General features: G+C 46.0%; 15 protein-coding genes. 2 read left to right on the top strand and 13 right to left on the bottom strand.

All coding sequences use genetic code 11. The features are described 5' to 3' along the window. Nucleotides 1-141: 141 nt before the first annotated feature. The 5 genes from QZ938_RS00630 to purS all read right to left on the bottom strand — a co-directional run bounded on the left by QZ938_RS00630 (nucleotide 142) and on the right by purS (nucleotide 8278). The gene (locus QZ938_RS00630; RefSeq protein WP_293346671.1) at nucleotides 142-3261 is read right to left on the bottom strand and encodes a tetratricopeptide repeat protein; all 3120 of its coding nucleotides are present in this window, start codon (nucleotides 3259-3261) and stop codon (nucleotides 142-144) included. Further along, a complete protein-coding gene (locus QZ938_RS00625; protein WP_293346673.1) occupies nucleotides 3258-5312 on the bottom strand; it encodes an ATP-binding protein in 2055 nt (684 codons plus the stop codon). The genes QZ938_RS00630 and QZ938_RS00625 overlap by 4 nt, the downstream gene beginning before the upstream one ends. A 614-nt stretch (nucleotides 5313-5926) precedes the next feature. After that, a complete protein-coding gene (locus QZ938_RS00620) occupies nucleotides 5927-6751 on the bottom strand; it encodes a DUF4058 family protein (RefSeq protein ID WP_293346676.1) in 825 nt (274 codons plus the stop codon). A gap of 162 nt (nucleotides 6752-6913) precedes the next feature. Continuing rightward, nucleotides 6914-7615, bottom strand: a complete 702-nt coding sequence (purQ, locus tag QZ938_RS00615; protein WP_293346679.1) for a phosphoribosylformylglycinamidine synthase subunit PurQ — start codon at nucleotides 7613-7615, stop codon at nucleotides 6914-6916. Between the two features lie 381 nt (nucleotides 7616-7996). After that, nucleotides 7997-8278, bottom strand: a complete 282-nt coding sequence (gene purS / locus QZ938_RS00610; protein ID WP_293346682.1) for a phosphoribosylformylglycinamidine synthase subunit PurS — start codon at nucleotides 8276-8278, stop codon at nucleotides 7997-7999. Nucleotides 8279-8418: 140 nt separating this feature from the next. Between purS and QZ938_RS00605 the strand changes: the two genes are divergently transcribed. Beyond that, nucleotides 8419-8811 carry a Fur family transcriptional regulator gene (locus tag QZ938_RS00605; RefSeq protein ID WP_293143880.1) on the top strand — a complete coding sequence of 131 codons (393 nt, stop codon included), beginning with the start codon at nucleotides 8419-8421 and terminating at the stop codon, nucleotides 8809-8811. A gap of 286 nt (nucleotides 8812-9097) precedes the next feature. On the opposite strand, the gene QZ938_RS00600 is transcribed toward QZ938_RS00605, so the two are convergent. Both QZ938_RS00600 and QZ938_RS00595 read right to left on the bottom strand, forming a co-directional pair. Further along, complete coding sequence (locus tag QZ938_RS00600; RefSeq protein ID WP_293346685.1) at nucleotides 9098-10066, bottom strand: SPFH domain-containing protein; 969 nt, start codon at nucleotides 10064-10066, stop codon at nucleotides 9098-9100. Nucleotides 10067-10243: 177 nt separating this feature from the next. Beyond that, nucleotides 10244-10675 (bottom strand): NfeD family protein, encoded by a 432-nt coding sequence (locus QZ938_RS00595; protein WP_293346688.1) that lies wholly within the window; start codon nucleotides 10673-10675, stop codon nucleotides 10244-10246. 357 nt (nucleotides 10676-11032) lie between these two features. Here QZ938_RS00595 and QZ938_RS00590 point away from each other — a divergent pair, with 357 nt between their 5' ends. Then, nucleotides 11033-13189, top strand: a complete 2157-nt coding sequence (locus tag QZ938_RS00590) for a protein phosphatase 2C domain-containing protein (protein WP_293346691.1) — start codon at nucleotides 11033-11035, stop codon at nucleotides 13187-13189. A gap of 274 nt (nucleotides 13190-13463) precedes the next feature. On the opposite strand, the gene QZ938_RS00585 is transcribed toward QZ938_RS00590, so the two are convergent. From QZ938_RS00585 to QZ938_RS00560, 6 genes are all read right to left on the bottom strand, one after another. Then, nucleotides 13464-14552, bottom strand: coding sequence for an ABC transporter ATP-binding protein (locus tag QZ938_RS00585; protein WP_293346694.1), 1089 nt, complete (start codon nucleotides 14550-14552; stop codon nucleotides 13464-13466). A 514-nt stretch (nucleotides 14553-15066) separates the two neighbouring features. After that, a complete protein-coding gene (locus QZ938_RS00580) occupies nucleotides 15067-16125 on the bottom strand; it encodes a spermidine/putrescine ABC transporter substrate-binding protein (protein ID WP_293143863.1) in 1059 nt (352 codons plus the stop codon). Between the two features lie 51 nt (nucleotides 16126-16176). Continuing rightward, nucleotides 16177-17034: an ABC transporter permease gene (locus QZ938_RS00575; RefSeq protein ID WP_293143860.1), complete on the bottom strand. Its 858-nt coding sequence runs from the start codon at nucleotides 17032-17034 to the stop codon at nucleotides 16177-16179. Nucleotides 17035-17144: 110 nt separating this feature from the next. Continuing rightward, nucleotides 17145-18020 carry an ABC transporter permease gene (locus QZ938_RS00570; RefSeq protein ID WP_293143857.1) on the bottom strand — a complete coding sequence of 292 codons (876 nt, stop codon included), beginning with the start codon at nucleotides 18018-18020 and terminating at the stop codon, nucleotides 17145-17147. Between the two features lie 125 nt (nucleotides 18021-18145). Next, nucleotides 18146-18862: an OmpA family protein gene (locus tag QZ938_RS00565; protein WP_293143854.1), complete on the bottom strand. Its 717-nt coding sequence runs from the start codon at nucleotides 18860-18862 to the stop codon at nucleotides 18146-18148. Between the two features lie 161 nt (nucleotides 18863-19023). Then, nucleotides 19024-19623, bottom strand: a complete 600-nt coding sequence (locus QZ938_RS00560; protein ID WP_293143851.1) for a transposase — start codon at nucleotides 19621-19623, stop codon at nucleotides 19024-19026. Between the last annotated feature and the right edge of the window lie 421 nt (nucleotides 19624-20044).

Below are 20044 nucleotides of genomic sequence, written 5' to 3'. Positions count from 1 at the left end.
AGATTTGGGCAAAAACCCGGTTTCTTGGCTGAGTGGCCCAGGCCCCAGAAACCGGGTTTTTTCCAAAGATAAATGATTCTAGTCCAGAAATTCAATAAAAACCCGGTTTCTTCGTCGGAGTCCCTAAGCCCTGACACGCCCTCATCCCAACAACAACTCCTGAAACCGCACATCACCCCGAATCCCATCAAAATCCGCATCTTTTTTCGCTGACTCTCGATATTTTTCCGGTTCCAATTCGATCGCACGTCGCAAATTTTCCAGCGCTAACTCTACCTGATCCTGCAAGGCAAAATAGACAGCTTTATTACAATAAGCATTAGCATGATTTGGATCTATTTCTAAAGCTAGCTCCAAATTAGCTATTGCCTCGTCATAACGACCTAATGTTAGTAAAGCGTAAGCTCGACAATCCAATATACCAGGATCATCAGGCTGCAATTCTAAAGCGCGATCGTAACTAGATATTGCCTCTTCCACACGTCCCGATATTTGGAAAACAATGCCGCGATTGTACCATAAATAAGATTCACTTGGCTCGATTTTAATCGCTAAATCCAGACAGCAAATAGCTTGCTCGTATCGTTCCAACTCGAATAGCGCCTTGGCTTTTTCAAACCAAAAATCGCAGTCATCAGGCTGAATGTTAATGGCAAAATCCCAGCTTTCGCGGGCCGCTTCTTGACTGTCACACTTCACCAGTGCAAAGCCCCGACAAAACCAAAAATCGCGGTCTTCCCCTGCTATTTCTCTTGCTTTGTCGAGACTGGCAACAGCTTCTGCATAGCGCTCCAACTCATACAAAACCTTGCCTTGTTCCCACCAAACAATCAACGCATCCGGCCTCATTTCTGCAACTTCAGTTAATTTTGCTAGGGCTGCTTCATATTGCCCTTGTTTTGCCAGCGCCAAGCCACTGTAAAACAAAGAAACGGGATTATTTAACCCAGAAGCATCGCCCAAATCGCCCATTCCCTCCAATCGCAGGAAATGCACCCGACCTGAATCATCACCCGCTACAACTGTCACTCGATCAGGTAAAATTACACAGCAATTGAAACTAGAATCTCCGCTGAAAATAGCAACCTCTTTACCGCTGAGCAAATCCCAGATTCTCAGGGTACGATCGTCGGAAGCGGAAATCGCTGTTTTTCCGTCGGGTGCGATCGCCACTGCTGTTCGTCCGTAGGGTGTGAGCGCCAATGCAAAATTCGCTGCGTCTCCCTCGGGTTCGATTGCCACTGCTGTTACGTAGTAACTATGACCGATGAGAGTTCTCAGTTCGCAGCCTGTCTCGGTGTCCCAGATTTTCAGGGTATGCTCCTCCGAAGCAGAAATCGCTATTTTACCGTCGGGCGCGATCGCCACTGCATATACCCAGTGAGTATAAGTTGTGAGAATTTTCGATTCGCAACCTGTCTGGGTGTCCCAGATTTTCAGGGTACCCAACGAAGCGGAAATCGCTGTTTTTCCGTCGGGTGCGATCGCCACTGCATTTACTGATTCAGTATGACCGGTGAGAGTTCTGAGTTCGTTGCCACTCTCGGTGTCCCAGATTTTCAGGGGATTATCCGAGCAGTAGTTCATGGTATCATCCCAGAGATTGGAAGCAGAAATAGCTGTTTTTCCGTCGGGTGCGATCGCCACTGCACTTACCTCAGAACTATGACCCGTGAGAGTTTTGAGTTCCCGACCTGTCTGGGTGTCCCAGATTTTCAACGTCTTATCCGAGGAAGCAGAAATAGCTGTTTTTCCGTCGGGTGCGATCGCCACTGCACTTACCCCAGAACTATGACCCGTGAGAGTTTTGAGTTCCCGACCTGTCTGGGTGTCCCAGATTTTCAACGTCTTATCATAAGAAGCAGAAATCGCTGTTTTTCCATCGGGTGCGATCGCCACTGCACTTACTGCGGAACTATGATCGGTGAGAGTTTTGAGTTCTCGACCGGTCTGGGTGTCCCAGATTTTCAGCGTCTTATCATAAGAAGCGGAAATCGCGGTTTTTCCATTGGGTGCGATCGCCACTGCTACTACCCAGTTACTATGACCTGTGAGAGTTTTGAGTTCTGAGCCACTCTCGGTATCCCAGATTTTCAAGGTATCATCCCAGGAAGCCGAAATCGCAGTTTTGCCGTCTGGTGCGATCGCCACTGCTGTTACGTAGTAACTATGACCGATGAGAGTTTTCAATTCTTGGCCTGTCTCGGTGTCCCAAATTTTCAGGGTGTTATCATCGGAAGCGGAAATCGCTGTTTTGCCGTCGGGCGCGATCGCCACTGCTCTTACGGACTCACTATGACCTGTGAGAGTTGTGAGTTCTGAGCCACTCTCGGTGTCCCAGATTTTCAGGGTATGATCGTCGGAAGCGGAAATCGCTGTTTTTCCATCAGGCGCAATCGCCACTGCTCTTACTGAGTAACTATGACCGATGAGAGTTTTCAGTTCTCGACCTGTGTGGGTGTCCCAGATTTTCAGGGTATGCTCCTCGGAAGCGGAAATTGCTGTTTTTCCATTGGGTGCGATCGCCACTGCTGTTACCGAGTTACTATGACCGATGAGATTTGTGAGTTCTCGACCTGTCTGGGTGTCCCAGATTTTCAGCGTCTTATCATCGGAAGCGGAAATAACTGTTTTTCCGTCGGGTGCGATCGCCACTGCTTGTACCCAGGAACTATGACCCGTGAGAGTTTTCAGTTCACTGCCTGTCTCGGTGTCCCAAATTTTCAGGGTTTTATCTCCTGAAGCAGAAATCACTGTTTTACCGTCGGGCGCGATCGCCACTGCTGTTACCTTGTCACTATGACCGGTGAGAGTTCTCAAACATCCTTCTCCAGGCCGCTCTAAATTAGCCCTCAAAGGCCGTAACCAAGGACTATATTTCCACTGCTTTGCTTGCTCCAGCATCGCCTGAATTTCAGTTTTTTCAAAATCCAACAACCTCCCTAACAATTGCCCTGCTAATTGCGTTTTATCCCTTTCTAAAATATGCACTGACTTCCGAATTGCCCCTTGAATCAACTTCAGAGTTTCCCTTTGCTCCTGGGTCAACAACACATCAGAATTCATCCCCAAATCGTAATCCTCAATCAGCGGCTGCACCCCCAACAAATCCAGTTTCATCTCAATAAAACCAAAATCCGTCAACCAAGCACAATAACGGTCAACCTTCCCCCGTTTCACAAATCTCTTCGGTTGATATTTCAACAGCAAATCTCGATCTTCCTGACACTTCTGCGCCAACCACACACCTAAATCGCTCATAGCGGCGCTCCCTCTGTAGCATTATCACTAATCTCATCGTTAATATCTTCCAGTGTTATGCCCGCCGACTGCACAGTTTCATCCGCTTCCAGAAACTGCCGAAAACTATTGTGATAGATAGTATATCGAGTTTCCTTCCCTACCTTCTCCTGTCGCAAAAACGAATTCCATTTTCCGAGCACCTGCTGTACTTTCATAACATTTTTCTCGCCGGCAGATTTAGCCAACCAGCGACAAGAAACAGGTTCCTCTGCTTGCGACAAGAAATAGATAATCCTCACCTTCAACTCCAGCAGCGGATCGTCATCCCTCCCCATCATCTGTCCCCAGTGTTTTTGATAATATTCCTCCAAACCCGCTGGCAAATCATTTAAATTCACATCATTGTACGTGCCGCCTTCAATCTCATCAAGTACGTGGCGGAGGTAGATAAATTTCTTTTCACTTTTTTCAGCTACCGCCCTCACAAACTGTTCCCGCTGCAAATTTCGACCCTTAATCCAATCCTGAATTAACTCGCTTCTCTCCGTGCGTTTTGCCAGATAAGCCTTGACATCTTCCAGACTTTCAGCACTGTATTTCATCAAATCAAAAACCGTCTTGTTAGCCGTCGGCATTGTCAGAAATTCCGGCCGCTTCGAGACAATAAAATAAACGTTATCCGGCAAATCATTAGGCAAATATGAAACATTACTGTTCCTAATTTGAGCCTTCCAATCAACTTCATCCAGCGCATCCACCACAAAAATGATTTTTCTGTCCCTGCTCGACTTATCGCTAACTTCCTTCAGCAAATCGCATAGAAAGATGTTGTTTTTGATAGCATTTGTCGGCAGTCGCGGATACTTATTTTTCAGACCAAAACCTTCAATCAATTGAGTGCAAGCATTTTCCAAAAAAGTTTCAGCGCTGACAATCCCGTCCGGTTGCGAGTTGAAATGAGTAATGCAGCGGCGCTTCAACAGCACCACACAAGCAGCCATAATCGCGCTTTTCCCAACACCCGGTTCCGCCTCCAAAACAAAATAGCCTTTTTGCTTTGTCCTCAGAAACTCATTAATTGCTTCAAACACAAATTTCCGACCCGTAAAGTCTTTAATTCTGTCCTGAATAATCGTCTCTGACTTAACCGGAATCGGCAAACTCGGCGCAGCAGGATCGATATATCTTTCCAGTAATTCCCGAATCTGCATCAAATCATCCCGCAGAGTTTCTACAACTTCCAACTTCGCCATCACTTCGCAAATTTGCTCCCGCGTTGCCAAAGCCTCCAACTTTTGCAAGATTTCCTCATTTTGCAGCCCCAAATCTTTCAATTCTGACAAAGCTTCCCGATGCAAAATCAACTGCATACCCGCAAATTGTCGGCCGCCAGTTTCCGCATCTTGTTTCAGCACTTCGCGAAACGCCTTCGGAAAAAACTCGTGCAGTTTTGCCGCCGCACAGGCAATTAATTCAGGATGCAAAGTTTTGTTTTCCTTCGCTGCAAAATCAGTCAAAAAATCTTGCCAATCCTGCACCGACAATCCCTTAACCTCCACAAACTGATTCGGATCTGGCGAAAAAATCTTCGCAAGTTGGTCGTCAGTAAAATGTAAAGGCTTGGAAGTGTCAGTTTCCGCATCAATTTTTACCCAGTAATCAACAGTTTTCTTAGCTAAATATTGAAAATCAGCTTTAGCATGACGCAGATTATTTTGTTCAACAATAACCTTAAATTCCTCAGATTCAGGAATATTCTTGTGAAGCAGACAGCCGATAGCTTCTCCAGCCGCCGCAGTCAAATCACCATTCTTGAGAATATCCGCATTTTTTCCGATTCGCTGCGCCAACTTGTTACCGCATTCGCCCGCTGTCATATTGCCGATAACGCCAGTAGCAATAGTTGCTAAAACACTAGCTGCGAACACTCCTGGGCCGCCGAGTACACCTGTCGCCGCAGTTGCTACGGGGCCGGCGGTGGTGAGGGCGCTGGAGATAGACTGGCCGACGATGTATAGGGCACTACAGCCGACTAGCCGAGTTTTTGTATCTGCAATATTAATTGCCATAGCAAATATTTATGAGTAATATCAAATTCCATTGATTTGTTATTATATAACATAAAATATTGTAGGGGCGGGTTCACCAACAATATCTAACGATAACCAACAATCTAAATAAACCCGCCCCCACCCCACAGAAAACCCCAATCAACCCAAAGATTGCCGAGATTTTTTAAATTCGGGTTATTCGTAGGGGCGGGTTCACCAACAATATCTAACGATAACCAACAATCTAAATAAACCCGCCCCACCCCGCAGAAAACCCCAATTAACCCAAAAATTGTCCGAGATTTTTTAAATTCGGGTTATTCGTAGGGGCGGGTTCACCAACAATATCTAACGATAACCAACAATCTAAATAAACCCGCCCCCACCCCACAGAAAACCCCAATGAACCCAAAAATTGTCCGAAATTTTAAATATTAATGTAAATGTGAATCTATGGTTGGGTTGGGCGGGTTTTTGAGATTGTTTGTTTGCGGCGATTATTGTTGGCGAACCCGCCCCTACAAGATTCTTTTGTGTTTAAATATTAATGTAAATGTGGATTGCTGGTTGGGTTGAGCGGATCTTCGGGCCCACAATCAATTTAATCTGATTGAGCCTAGTCGAAGAGTCAACTATCCAATATCAACTGTCAACTGTTGATGTCCAACTTCTCTTTCTTGCAAAAGTTGGCTTGCCCAAACCTGCTCTTCTTCCGATAGAGACGGTACGGGTTCTCGATCGTAATCGATGCGATAGTCATAGCCGGCGCGATCGTAAATGCCTGCAAATATTTCTGGTAAATTAACAATAGGTTCTACATCTTCCTCGCGCAAGGGAAGCGGAAATATCGGTAAAGAATCGCGGAGATTGAAAGCATAAAGTTCGGCAAACGGACGGCGATTGCTGGGACTGACTAAAATCCGATAATCGCTTTCAATGGAATTGTTAAGTATGGGCATAGATTCCCATTTTCGGAGCAAGTCAATTTCCACTAAATTGGTTAAGCTGCCTAAAATACTCTGGCGTTTTTTGAGATAAGTAATTCTGCCTTCTCCACTACGTTTGTTGACTGGAGAAAGGATTTCAATTGCGGTAACAACTTGTTTCGTTGTCATTTCTCGCACTTCTAGATAAGTTTGTGTAACTTTTACAGGAGCAGGCACTTTGACGGTAGTCGGAAGTGTGACGGTTAAAGTGGCTACTGAACTGCTAGGAATATTAGGGCTATTAGGTTGACGTTTAATCGCGACATCCGGGATACCTACTAATAGGGAGTCGCCGTTACTATCATTTGGATCGGTAACTTCATAGATGCGTTTGTCAATTGCTACCTCATATTTAGGACGAATTTGAGGCATGATGGTATCAGCGATCGCGACAATCAATCGATTGTGAGTTTCCTGCCAGAAATCGGGGTGTTCTAAGTAGGGATCCATTCCAGGAAAGGGTGAAGGCATAGGATTTTTTTCCGATGTATTGACTTTGAAATCATTTTAGCATTTTTAATTTTGGGTGCGTCGCTTGAAAGCAAGGCAGAGCAAGAGAGATATGGGCTCCCGGGCTGGAGCCTGGGAACCGGTTAAAGCTTGTCAAGAACAGGCAGGATGCCTGTTCCACAGTTACAAAACAGCAGCAACTGTTGCCATCAGCAACCCTTGAAACAATTTCATTCCATCAGTTTCGCCCAACATCGGATCGGAAGCCCTCTCAGGATGCGGCATCATTCCTAACACATTGCCAGCCCGATTGCAAATGCCGGCAATGTTATTTAACGAGCCGTTGGGATTTCCCGCAGTGTTAATTTCGCCGGCACTTGTACAGTAGCGAAATAACACTTGATCGTGTTCTTCTAGTTCTGCCAAAGTATCGGCATCCGCGTAATAGTTGCCTTCCCCGTGGGCGATCGGCAAATCGATGATTTCACCCGAAGTATAGGCGGAAGTCCACGGCGTATTACCGCGTTCAACTTTCAACGAAGTGCGATCGCAAATAAAATGCAATCCCGCATTCCGCACCAGAGCACCGGGGAGCAAACCGGCTTCAGTCAACACCTGAAAACCGTTGCAGATGCCGAGTACAAGCTTTCCTTGTTTCGCGTGTTCCGCAGTCGCTTGCATCGCTGGAGAAAAACGGGCGATCGCACCGCACCGCAAATAATCTCCGTAACTGAAACCACCGGGAACTACAATGATGTCGATATCCGAAATATCGGTATCTTCGTGCCAAATCATTCGCGTCGGTTGGTGCAGCAACCCTTGAGTTACCCACACCACATCGCGATCGCAATTTGAACCCGGAAAAACAATAACTCCAAATTTCATAAGCAGAAGGAAGAAGGAAGAAGGAAGAGGGAAGAAGGAAGAGGGAAGAAGGAAGAAGGAAGAGGGAAGAGGGAAGAAGGAAGAAGGAAGAAGGAAGAGGGAACACTCTTGTCCCCCCCTTATTAAGGGGGGCTAGGGGGGATCGAAACTAGATAGAAAACAGATAGTACCTTGGTTGGTATCGAAGTCTAGATCCCCCTAAATCCCCCTTAAGAAGGGGGACTTTGAATCGTTCTAGTTCTCATGTTTTTAACAAAGACTTTGAGTACCCTCTTGTCTCCGCTTTTTAAGGCAGACTTTGAGAACTCTCTTGTCCCCCCCTTACCAAGGGGGGTTAGGGGGGTCTCCGGGTTGAAAAACACACCCTACGGTCGATCGCACTTAAGCCACAGTCTCGACAGCAACAGGAATTTCAGTCAACTCAACCCGATAGTTTTCAATCACTGGATTAGCCAAAAGTTGATCGCAAACGCGATCGAGTTGTTCGCGCGCGGAGGACTCACCAGCAGCAGTTAGCGTCAATTCAACGTACTTCCCGATCCGCACGCGATCGACATTGTCGTATCCCATGTGTTGCAAACCAGACTGTACAGCAGTGCCGGCCGGGTCTAAAACCGAAGGGCGGAGGGTAACATAGATTTGGGCAAAATATTTTTGAGTCACAGCAATGTGTAGGTGATGCGAAATTTACGGCCACCTCATTCTACAACGCGGGCGGGAAGCCGATCGCCCTTTGCTGACCCTAATTAAGCTAGCCTAGAAACAGGGACAAATTTGATTCCAGCAGACTACACAACAAAATTATGAGAACCAACCGCACCCGCAGTCAGGAGCGTATTTTACACTTGCTCAAGCACTTGAATCGATCGCTCTCAGCGCAAGATATCTACTTAGAACTGCGTAACAGCGACCACAGCATGGGCTTAGCAACAGTTTACCGCTCCCTCGACGGTTTAAAGCGGGAGGGCTTCGTGCAAGTCAGAACGCTTGCTAGTGGCGAATCTCTCTATGGTGCCGCCCACCAAGACCAACATCACCTTACTTGTCTGGAGTGCGGTGCGTCTATTACGATCGACGAATGCCCCGTCCATCACCTAGAAAGCCAATTACAACAATCTCATTCTTTCAAAATTTATTATCATACTTTGGAATTTTTTGGATTGTGCGATCGATGTACTCTCGCTCAAGAATCTTAAAGAAGGAAAAAGGAAGAAAGTCTGACTGTAATTGTCGTAAGGGCGGGTTCACCAACAATATCTAACAGCTACCAACAATCTAAATAAACCCGCCCCCCACCACGGATAATATACATCAACCTTTATTTTTATTAAATGCCAAAAATTTACGCGAGGATTTACCGTGGGGCGGGGGCGGGTTTGAGAGATTGTTAATTATTGGCAGTTATTGTTGGTGGAACCCGCCCCTTGTATCTACGAACACCGTGTAAATAGATATCTATCGCTCGCAACAATATCTTTTAGACTAGCTTTTCACCTCATTATTACTGGCTTCCCCCACAATCGATCGCAATCCTTCCATCGTAGCGGGAATGCTGCGCGGATCCATAAACATCACCTTGCTGCTATCGCTGCTACCAATTTTTAAGCCCATATCTAAATAGTTTTGAGCTAACAAAAACTGTAAAGCTTCTCGGGCATTGGGGTCATTTTGTAGAGTTTTACCGATAATTTGTAAAGCCTCAGAAGTAGCTTGAGCTTTCAAAACTTGACTTTGGCGTTCTGCTTGCGCTTTTAGGACGATCGCCTTTTGTTGAGCTTCTGCTTCCAAAATTGTCGCTTTTTGGCGCGCTTCCGCATCCAAAACCTGCGCTTCGGCTTTACCTTTGGCGCTGTTAACTGCTGACTCGCGTTCGCCCTCGGATGTCAGAATTGCGGCTCGTTTTCGGCGATCGGCTGCCATCTGCAATTCCATCGATTCCTGTACAGTTTTAGAAGGGATAATATCGCGCAATTCCACCCGCGTTACTTTCACTCCCCAAGGATCGGTAACAATATCTAAATCTCTGAGCAAGATTTCATTAATTTGAGAACGAGCCGTAAAGGTTTGTTCGAGGTCGAGTTGACCCATTTCGGCGCGGATTTGAGTCAGCACCATATTCACCATTGCTGACTGAAGATTTTCGACTTTGTAACAGGCTTTTTCCAAGTCCACAATCCGCCAGTAAACTACAGCATCAACGGTGAATGAAACGTTGTCGCGGGTGATACAAGCTTGGGGGGGAATGTCTAAGACTTTTTCGCGGATGGTTTGTTCGTAAACAACGCGATCGAGAAACGGTGTGACAAAATTCAAACCAGGTTCGAGTTTCTTGCCGCTATATTTACCTAAAGTTTCTACCAGCGCTTCATTTCCCTGATTGATAATCTTGACGGAACCTGCGATCGCTGAGCCGCCCAGTGCTAAAAATACGAGTAAAAAAAATTGTTCCACGGTCGCCTCCTATAATTCTTGACTGTTAAATGTTATAGCCTTTCGAGTTCCTATATGAGGTATTCATGGACACAGGGCATATAACAGTTGACAGTTGACAGTTGACAGTTGACAGTTAATTAATGACTAACTACTAACTACTAACTACTAACTACTAACTACTAATTTCGCATTTTTTTAGGAATGCAGCAAATGTTCTGGTAAAACGATCAGAGTAGTGCCTTTCCTGCCGACGACTATCACGTTTTGGTTGGGGGGGATGGCGGTAGAAGCGTCTTCGCAGCGAGCTTGCCAAGAATTCCCCTCATAAATTACTCGCCCCGATTCTCCTGGGGGAATTTCTGTTAAAGTTTTAGCTTCGTGGGAATCTGCGATCGCCCATGCCTTGCCTTTTGGTATCAATCGCCGGGACAGCAGCACAAAAACTGTCGAAAATACCATCCACAGGAATATTTGTAAATTAACGTAAGGTAAAACTAGAGAACATCCAGCGACGGCGAAGGCACTCAGTCCCAGGATAAAAGCAACAAAAGCAGTGGGGAGAAATAGCTCTGCCAAACAGAGCAAAGCCCCAACTAGCAACCAAAGGAGCGTGGGAGTCCAGATCATAAAACAATTGGTGATACTATGAAATATCTTAGATTTGAAATTTGAGATGTAACAATTGCGAACAACTGAGTTTGCAAGGGTTTGCGACTTGCTGACCCTTGGAGAGCGAAAAATTGCGTCGCAGTACCAGGTTGGGCCTGCAACCACTCGGCTGCAAGTTCGATCGCACTCAAACTCAGAGTTTTAGTAGCTTAAATTACAATTTTAGCCGGTGTCCACCGGCAGCAACTACAATTTCTCGGGCCCCAAAGGCAGTTAAGAAATTGATAGGGGCTAAAATCAGTTTATTCTCAGGTTCCTGAATTTGAGCCTGGCAATCATATATCTTCAGAATGTTTTTACACAAACTATTTCGATATGATCAGTAGTTTCTCCGAACCCATTTATTGCCCGAATCTGAGCTGTTCCGATCCCGGCAATAGCTTTGGTAGCCAGAAGTGTGCAGCTTGCGAAACCGATTTAATTTATCGCTATTTGTGGGCGGTGGGCCCCACAGTTGAGGAAGTGCCGGCGGGTAAGGTAATCGCCGATCGATATTTTGTCATTGCACCCCAAATCTGGCTCGACAGCCGTCCGTCTATTCCTCCTAGCGTCCCCGAACAACTGCCGGATAGAATAATGCCTTACCTGCATTTGTATCCCCAGCGGCTCCATTCGCCCGAAGTATACGGCTTTTGTTCCCTCGGGGAAGCAGCGGAAGCCACAGAGGTGCTGTTGTTGGAAAATGTGCCGGTCAATAATTTCGGTAGCCTGTATCCTTCTATTCTACAAGCTTGGGCTCAGACAAGTGCCACGCGCCAAGTTTACTGGCTGTGGCAAATGCTCCAACTGTGGACGCCACTGTCGGAGCAAGGAGTCGCTGCGAGTTTGCTGGTACCGGAAAATTTGCGCGTGGAAGGTTGGCGGGTGCGTCTGCTGGAACTGCATCAAGGTAATTTTGTACCGACGCTGAAGGATTTGGGAGATGTGTGGTCTGGTTTGGTGGACTCGGCGCAGCCTGAGGTACAGTCGAAACTCGGAGAGATTTGTCTGTTTATGCGCCGCAGCAGCATGAATTTAGATGCGATCGCCCTGGAACTTAACGATTTACTATTAGAACAAGCTGCTAAGTTGCCCCTGCATTTAGAAGTAGTCGGCATCACCGATACCGGGCCGCAGCGCTCCCAAAATGAAGATAGTTGCTATCCGACTGCTGCTGATTTTCAATCGATAAAAAGTGCCGGAAATGACAAACTAATTCCTTACTTGACAATGGTTTGCGACGGGGTTGGAGGCCACGAAGGAGGAGAAGTTGCCAGTCAGTTAGCCGTGCAATCGCTGAAAGCTTTAATCCAAAATTTGCTCGCCGAAATCGCCGAACAAGAAGAGTTGATGGCGCCAGCAATGGTCATCAAACAACTCGAAGAAATAGTGAAAGTTGTGAATAATGTGATTTCTGCTCAAAATAACGAGCAAGGAAAAGAGTTGCGGGAGCGCATGGGAACCACTTTGGTGATGGCCCTCCAGTTGCCTCAAAAAGTGAAAGTTTCCCAGGATGTACCGGCGAATAACAGTCACGAACTTTATTTGGTCAATGTTGGAGACAGCCGCGCCTATTGGATTGGCAACAATTACTGTCAGCGGCTAACTGTGGACGACGATGTAGCGTCTAGGGAAGTCCACCTAGGACACAGTTTATACTGGGAGACTCAATTGCGATCGGATGCCGGAGCCCTGACTCAAGCTTTGGGGACGCGGGACGGCGATTTTCTGCGCCCGACGATTCAACGATTTATTGTCGAAGAGGAAGGCTTGCTGCTGCTGTGCTCCGACGGTTTGAGCGATAACGACTGGGTAGAGCAATCTTGGCAGAATTACGGCCCAGAGGTACTTGAGGGCAAAATGTCCTTGGAAGCCGCTGCTCAGTCTTGGGTTCGCCTCGCCAACGAGAAAAATGGTTACGACAACACCTCTGTAGTGGTGACTTACTGTCGGATGTCACCGGAGAGAGTCGTACTGTTCGATACGGCTTCCGCACCGTCGGCGTCGCCGTCGATATCGCTACCCATGTCACCCTCCGTGTCGCTACCCATGTCACCCTCGGTGTCAGGCTCGGTATCCCTCCAAAAAACGGGGAGGATGCCAGAATCTCAACTTTCTGAATCGTCGAAACAGTTGCTGTACCCCGAAACTGCCTCCGCCTCGGAACCAGTTGAAAAACAGAAGCCGAAGCGTTTGGGGCCGCTGCTGGGACTGTTGGTGCTGATGCTAGTCTTCGCGGGTTTAGGTTTGTGGGTGCGGAGCCTCCAAAACCAGAACCCGGATCCCGAACAACTGCCGCCACCGCCGGAAACTACCGCCCCAACTCCTGCGGATATTCCCTCGCCCGGTGCCGAGAGTCCCTCGCCCGGTGCCGAGAGTCCCTCGCCCTCCCCAGAATCGAGTCCTGCGGAGATTCCCGCGCCGTCGCCAGAATCAACAACTCCTCCGGAAATTCCCACGCCTTCCCCCTCGCCGGAAATTCCCGCACCTTAAAAGTTGGCTAGTTTGGGAATTTGTTGTGCATAACTATAGCGGTTCTGAGAAAGATGAGGTACGTTGTTGGGCTTGGGCCCTCTCGATCGACATCTTCGATGGATGATTTTTTGACTTTTATTAATCGGAACTTCCCCGATATGGAGAAGTTCCATTAATAAGTAAGGAACGCACGTGTGGACTTTAGTCCGCAGAAATTGATGCGGACTAAAGTCCACACTACGAACGGTTTTTGTTATGGTAATCGACTGTCGTGTCTTCCTTCTTCCTGTCACTATAAAATACAGATACTTTCCGGTGGCACGGAGACTCGAACGCTGTCGCCAATTTTGTGCCGCTGCAAGTCATCTCTGTGCAAGTTTTGTCGGCGAAGGGCGATCGAGCTTTTAGCAGTCAGGCGCACCGTATAGCGCGTGTCAGTGCCAATATAAATCGCCTCTTCAACTACTCCCGGCCAGCTATGCTCAGCATCATAATTAGCCGGATAAATAGTGGCTTTTTCCGGCCGCAACACCAGGGTAACAACTTTCCCAGCCGGCAAATCTTCTGCTGTCGCAACTAACACGGGCAACTGCTGGTCAACCAACACCGTTATTTTACCATGTTGCTTTTCCACTACTCGCCCGGTCAAAAAATTGCTGTCCCCAATAAAATCAGCCACAAACCGCGTTTTAGGATATTCATAAATCTCAACAGGCGTCCCGACTTGTTGCAGTTTTCCTCCCTCCATCACAGCAATTCTGTCCGACATCGCGAGCGCTTCTTCTTGGTCGTGAGTTACATAAATAAACGTAATTCCCAACAGTCTCTGCATCTTTTTTAATTCTAATTGCATCTCTTTTCGCAACTTCAAATCCAGGGCTCCTAAGGGTTCATCCAACAGCAAAACAGAAGGCTCTTTAACCAACGCCCTCGCCAACGCTACTCGCTGCTGCTGCCCTCCTGACAGTTGGCGGGGATAGCGTTTTTCTACATCCGTTAACTGTACTAATGCTAAAGCTGCCACGACGCGATCGTGAATTGTTTGGGGAGGCAAATTCTCCATTTCCAAGCCAAATGCAGCATTTTGTGCTACTGTCATGTGCGGAAATAAAGCATAATTTTGAAATACCGTATTCACTGGGCGGTGAAATGGCGGGCGATGTCGCATCGGTTGACCGTGAATGTAAATTTCGCCCGCTGTGGGCATTTCAAAACCCGCAATCATTCGCAAAGTTGTAGTTTTGCCGCAGCCGGAAGGGCCGAGCAAAGAAAAGAATTCGCGATCTTTAATTTGCAGGTTGATATTGTCTACAGCCAAGAAATCTTGACTGCGGGCACTTTTAAATACTTTGGAAATGTCTATAATTTCGACGGCGTGCATTCTGATCTATCCTAGTAGTTATTGTAGGGTGCGGAGCGGGCTGAATATTTTGACGAGATACTCAATAATTTTCCCCCGCTCCGCACCCTACAGTTAGTTACTCGCTATTGTGTATAATTTAATTTTTAGTTATTGTAGGGTGCGGAGCGGGCTGAATGTTTTGACGAGATACTCAATAATTTTCCCCCTGATACCAATGTTATATGAATTTGCATTTTGCATAGAATCCGATCGCCCTTAACAAGGCAGAGCGGTTTTATTGTCGTCACACAAATTAGGTATGTAGTTGCGCTTGAGCGCTATACGCTTATATCAGGAAAGAGCGCTTTCATCGCAACTACGTACCTTGGCCCAGTTATTATAGGGTGCGTCAGCGCTGAATATTTTGACGAGATACTCAATAATTTTCCCCCGCTCCGCACCCTACATTTCGTTAGTTACTCGCTTTCTACTCGTTACCATGCTCTTCCTTGGAACCAGTTAAGTTTGACCTGGTTGTTGGCACGACGAATGCTTACTTTCCTGCTCCTGCTTTAACTTCCGTCGAAGCTCGATCGTACAATGCGGTTGCTTTCCCGACATCCTGCAAGAATTTCATCTTACCAAAAATTTCAGCCGGTGGATAAATTTGGGGATTTTTCAAATCTTTCGGGTCAATTAAACCTTTGTCTATTGCTGCTTTATTCGGCGAGCCATAGTGGGTAAAATTAGAAATTGTCGCACCTACTTCTGGCTGCAAAATAAAGTTAATAAATTTCTCAGCTAACTCTTTGTGCGGTGCACCTTTGGGAATTGCCATGTTGTCAGAAAAGACAATTGTGCCTTCTTTGGGAATAGCGTAGCGGAGATTTGGATTCTCTTTCATCACCTGAAAAATATCGCCGCTCCATTCCATTGTCAGGTTGACTTCTCCTTGATCGAGCAGAGTTTGACCCGTGTCGGGGACAAAAGCGGCAATCATATTTTTATTTTTAATCAGCAAGTCGCGGGCTTTGTTAATTTCTTCGGGATTAGTTGTATTTGGGTCAAATCCTAAATACATTAAAACCACTGCAAAAGTGTATCGGGCATCATCTTGCCATGCTATTTTTCCAGTATATTTAGGATCGAACATCGCCCCCCAACTGTTAATCTCGTCCTTGGTTGCTTTGATGTTGTAGCCAATTCCCATTGTTCCCCACTGATAGGGCAATGAATATTTATTGCCAGGGTCAAATGTTTGGTTTAGCCATTTTGAATCGAGATTATTTTTGTTAACAATTTTTGCAGGATCTAGCGGTTCAAGTATATTCTCGGCTGCCATGATTCTGACCATGTAATCGGCGGGAAATATGACATCATAACCGGGATTTCCCTGTTTGAGTTTGGCGTAGAGTGCGTCGCTGTTCTCGAAAGTGTCGTATTGAATTTTAACATTGTTCTCTTTCTCGAATTGGGCGATCGCTTCGGGAGCGATATAAGTTGCATAATTGTAAATGCTGAGGACTTGCTGGTTGCTGCCTGTGCGGCTGCATCCGAAAACCATCGTTGCACTCATCACAAACAAAAGTAAGAAAGTCAGCAGGCGTTTCATGGGTTTTGTTGGTTGTAGGCAAAGTTAATTATGACACATAAAGCAAGTTTTTTAACTTCTTTTAACTCTTAGCGACGATACAACCAGCAATAAAGAAGCTAGCAACATCAAAGTTGAGATGGCATTAATTGCTGGCGTCACTGCAAATTTTATCATGCCGTAAACCAATAGCGGGAGCGTCATCGAACCGACACCGGTGGTAAAGAATGTCACGACAAAATCGTCCAGCGACAAAGTAAAAGCCAGCAGTGCTGCGCTGAAAATAGCGGGCAAAATTAGAGGGAGAGTAATCCGCCAAAAAGTCCGCCACTCGTTAGCACCCAAGTCAAAGGCTGCTTGTTCTAATTGAGGATCGAGTTCCGCCAAACGCGCCCTGACGGTAATCGTTACGAATGAAATATTAAAGACAACGTGACCGATAATTACTGTAGGTAAGCCGAGATTGAGGCGGATTCCCGTGAGATTTTCTACGATCCGAAATGCTAGGGTAAAGAAAACTAGCAGCGAAATGCCGATCGTAATTTCGGGCATAATAATCGGCAAAAATAGTAAAGCTTCTACTGCTTTGCGTCCCGGAAAATGAAAGCGTTCAAGCGCTAGCGCGAGCATGGTACCGAAAATAGTCGCTAAAGCTGTCGAAATAGCTGCAATTAGCAAGCTATTGCTAAGTGCTGGCAAAATTCCGGCACTGCTGCTGGTAGCAAGACTCACGCCTGCATTGCTAAACAAGCTGCCGTACCAATCGAGGGTAAAACCGCGCCAAACTGCGTTAAATTTGGAGCTGTTAAACGAGTAAATAATTAAGATGAGAATTGGCAAGTAGAGAAAGGCAAATGCTAGGGAAGCTTGTACCCAAAGCCACTTTTTGGCGATCGCCCGAACAAATAAATCTAGTTTTATTTTAGTCATCAGTCATTAGGTAGGGGCGGTGGATGGTGCGTGCCCGCCCTCTTAGTAGTCAATAGTCATTGGTCATTAGCTCATCTTAACCTAAATGTAAGGCGCGCAGTACACACCACTTATTCCGTTTCGTCGGAGACGCGGAAGTAAATTAAAACAGGAACTAATATTATTACCGTCAACAGCATAGAAAGCGCCGAACCAAAAGGCCAATCCCGAGATTTCATAAACTGATTTTGAATCAAATTTCCCACCATAATTGTTTTAGCTCCGCCCAATATATCGGGTGTAATGAAAGCGCCGACTGCGGGAACAAACACGAGGATAGAACCCGCCACAATGCCGCGAGTTGTCAATGGCAAAAATACGCGCCAAAAAGTGCGAATATCATTTGCTCCTAAATCTTGAGCTGCTTCAACCAATGAGAAATTAAAGCGTTCTATGCTAGAATATAAAGGCAGAACCATGAAAGGTAAATAGCCGTAAATCAGACCGATCGCCACAGCGAAAGGCGTAAACAGCAAGTTTAACGGTTCGGTAATTATTTGCAGGTTTTGCAGGGCTGTGTTCACTACTCCTTCGCTCCGCAGCAGAATGATCCAGGCGTAGGTTCTCACTAAAAAGTTAGTCCAAAATGGAATAATTATCAGCAAAAGCAAGGCATTTCGCCAGCGGGGAGGACGGGTGGCGATGAAAAATGCTAGGGGATAGCCGACTAACAAACAAGCCGCGGTTGTCAAAAAAGCCAAAAAGAGCGATCGACCAATTACCCCTAAAAAAACCCAGCTAAACAAACGCTGGTAGTTGCTGAGAGTAAATACCCAAGTAATCCCGCCGTAAGTACCGCGCTCTAAGAAACTGTACAACAGTACAATTAGCACCGGGAGAATGAAGAAAACGATTAGCCATGCACTTGCGGGAAATAATAGCAGCAACAGGTTATACAGTTTTCTATGTTCGATGTTCGATGTTCGATTGGGAAAGAGCGATTTCATAAGGGTGTCTGGCTACCCGTGCGTATAGGACTAATAATCCCACACATTTTATATCAAATCCGCAGGTCAAGCCGCAGCATTTATCTAGGGGTAGAATTCGGGCTTTTGCCTTCGGGCGAGGGTAATTAGCGGTTTAGGTCAACATTTAAGTTTTCGCGGCGGAATTGGAAGCGGAAAACGACTTTGCGATCGCCCGCGGCATTTTGAGTCTGATTCGCGTCTAATTCTCCCCGTCCCGAAACTAATACTTTTTGCTCCAGTTGAGCTTTTTTAGGAAAAGTAACCTCATTGGAAAACATATAATTAGAAACAGCTAAAGCCCTTCGCAAACTCAGTTCCAGATTTTTTGAATCGGAACCTGCGGAACTTGTATGTCCTTCGATGACAACGCGAGCAATTTGTTTTTCAAACTGTTTGTTAGCAAAAAGCACTTGGCTGTAAATGGGAATGAAGGCTTGCAAAAACTTTTTTCCTTCGGGTTTGAGGACGGAACTGTTATTATCAAACAAAATGCGATCGCGAATGCTGACATCTCCGGTTCCGGGGTCAACCGTAAAAATATCTTTGTCTCCAACTTTCCCCTCTAAAGCATTGACAATAATTTGCGGTAGTCCTTCAAAAGCCTTTTGATATTGCTGCAATTCCTGTCGCAGTTTTTCCACCTGAAGGATTTTCTCATCGAGCATTTTCGCCTTGGCGCTGAGTTGAATTTGGACGGTGATGAACAGGAGCGCGAATAACATCAACAAGCCGGACATTAAATCGCCGATCGACAGCAGTACGCTGGAATCTTCCTCTTCTTCTATTTCGGGTACATTGTCTAAATCTGATATATTTCTCATTTTTGCACTGTTAATTAGTTTGTAGTGAGGAATGCGAGTCCTCTCGCATTAAAGTTAATTAGTTTGTAGTGAGGACTGCGAGTCCTCTCGCATTAAAAGGACTCGCATTCCTTACTACGAACGTTTGTAGTGAGGAATGCGAGTCCTCAACCTATATATTTCTAAATATTATCCCAAGCGTGACCATAGTCTCTAACAGGATATTGAGTCCACAAATGACGCAGCCATTCCCGTCCATAATATTTTAAATACCAGTGAATACTACTTTGCTCGTAATCATAAGGAGACTTTACCCATAGGTGTTTGACAGGATTGTTGTGGATATAATTCAGCGTTGTATAGTAATGGCGTTCCGAACGAATAGCTCTATCACTGTAACTATACCAAACTGTTCGACCACCTGTAGCTCCATCTTCAAGATTCCATTGACGAGAGGTTGCGCCATGAACCGAATGAAATAATTTACTTAAGTCGTTAAAGTTCGTAACCTGCACCAAAAGATGATAGTGATTGGGTAATACAACCCATGCTAGTATTTCCATACCTTTAGTTACAAATGCCTCAAATAGCCGATCTAGGAGTTGCTGGCGGCGGGATGTATCTACCATGTAATACTTATGTTCGTAACAAGTGGCTGTCAGCAGGTAAAAAGTGCGATCGCGTATTAAATGTGGTGGTCTGTGGGGTGGATAGCCTTTGGCTAAGCGTTGTCGAACTAATTCAGCACGTTGTTCTGGTGTCAGCGTCCGGTACTCGTACATGATATTTTGATTTTAAATTTTGTAGTAAGGACTTGAGTCCTCATTATAAATATAACTTTCCCAGGTTCGTAGTGAGGACTTCAGTCCTTCTTCTTGCGGACTAAAGTCCTCACTACAAACCTTAATCTGAGGTTCGTAGTCAGGACTTCAGTCCTTCTTTTTGCGGACTAAAGTCCTCACTACAAACCTTAATCTGAGGTTCGTAGTCAGGACTTCAGTCCTTCTTTTTGCGGACTAAAGTCCTCACTACAAACCTCACTTCCTGGTTTGTAGTCAGGACTTCAGTCCTTCTTCTTGCGGACTAAAGTCCTCACTACAAACCTTAATCTGAGGTTCGTAGTCAGGACTTCAGTCCTTCTTTTTGCGGACTAAAGTCCTCACTACAAACCTTAATCTGAGGTTCGTAGTCAGGACTTCAGTC

The sequence above is a fragment of the Microcoleus sp. CAWBG27 genome (assembly GCF_020883145.1).
Classification (GTDB): Bacteria; Cyanobacteriota; Cyanobacteriia; order Cyanobacteriales; family Microcoleaceae; genus Microcoleus.
This window is presented reverse-complemented; position numbering and strand designations above follow the sequence as displayed.

Excerpts from the sequence above, each read along its gene's own strand:
- QZ938_RS00605 (WP_293143880.1), top strand. The coding sequence starts at position 8,419 with ATGAGAACCAACCGCACCCGCAGTCAGGAGCGTATTTTACACTTGCTC.
- QZ938_RS00590 (WP_293346691.1), top strand. The coding sequence starts at position 11,033 with ATGATCAGTAGTTTCTCCGAACCCATTTATTGCCCGAATCTGAGCTGT.
- QZ938_RS00560 (WP_293143851.1), bottom strand. The coding sequence starts at position 19,623 with ATGTACGAGTACCGGACGCTGACACCAGAACAACGTGCTGAATTAGTT.
- QZ938_RS00570 (WP_293143857.1), bottom strand. The coding sequence starts at position 18,020 with ATGAAATCGCTCTTTCCCAATCGAACATCGAACATCGAACATAGAAAA.
- QZ938_RS00565 (WP_293143854.1), bottom strand. The coding sequence starts at position 18,862 with ATGAGAAATATATCAGATTTAGACAATGTACCCGAAATAGAAGAAGAG.
- QZ938_RS00580 (WP_293143863.1), bottom strand. The coding sequence starts at position 16,125 with ATGAAACGCCTGCTGACTTTCTTACTTTTGTTTGTGATGAGTGCAACG.
- QZ938_RS00595 (WP_293346688.1), bottom strand. The coding sequence starts at position 10,675 with ATGATCTGGACTCCCACGCTCCTTTGGTTGCTAGTTGGGGCTTTGCTC.
- QZ938_RS00585 (WP_293346694.1), bottom strand. The coding sequence starts at position 14,552 with ATGCACGCCGTCGAAATTATAGACATTTCCAAAGTATTTAAAAGTGCC.
- QZ938_RS00625 (WP_293346673.1), bottom strand. The coding sequence starts at position 5,312 with ATGGCAATTAATATTGCAGATACAAAAACTCGGCTAGTCGGCTGTAGT.
- purQ (WP_293346679.1), bottom strand. The coding sequence starts at position 7,615 with ATGAAATTTGGAGTTATTGTTTTTCCGGGTTCAAATTGCGATCGCGAT.
- QZ938_RS00620 (WP_293346676.1), bottom strand. The coding sequence starts at position 6,751 with ATGCCTTCACCCTTTCCTGGAATGGATCCCTACTTAGAACACCCCGAT.
- QZ938_RS00575 (WP_293143860.1), bottom strand. The coding sequence starts at position 17,034 with ATGACTAAAATAAAACTAGATTTATTTGTTCGGGCGATCGCCAAAAAG.
- QZ938_RS00630 (WP_293346671.1), bottom strand. The coding sequence starts at position 3,261 with ATGAGCGATTTAGGTGTGTGGTTGGCGCAGAAGTGTCAGGAAGATCGA.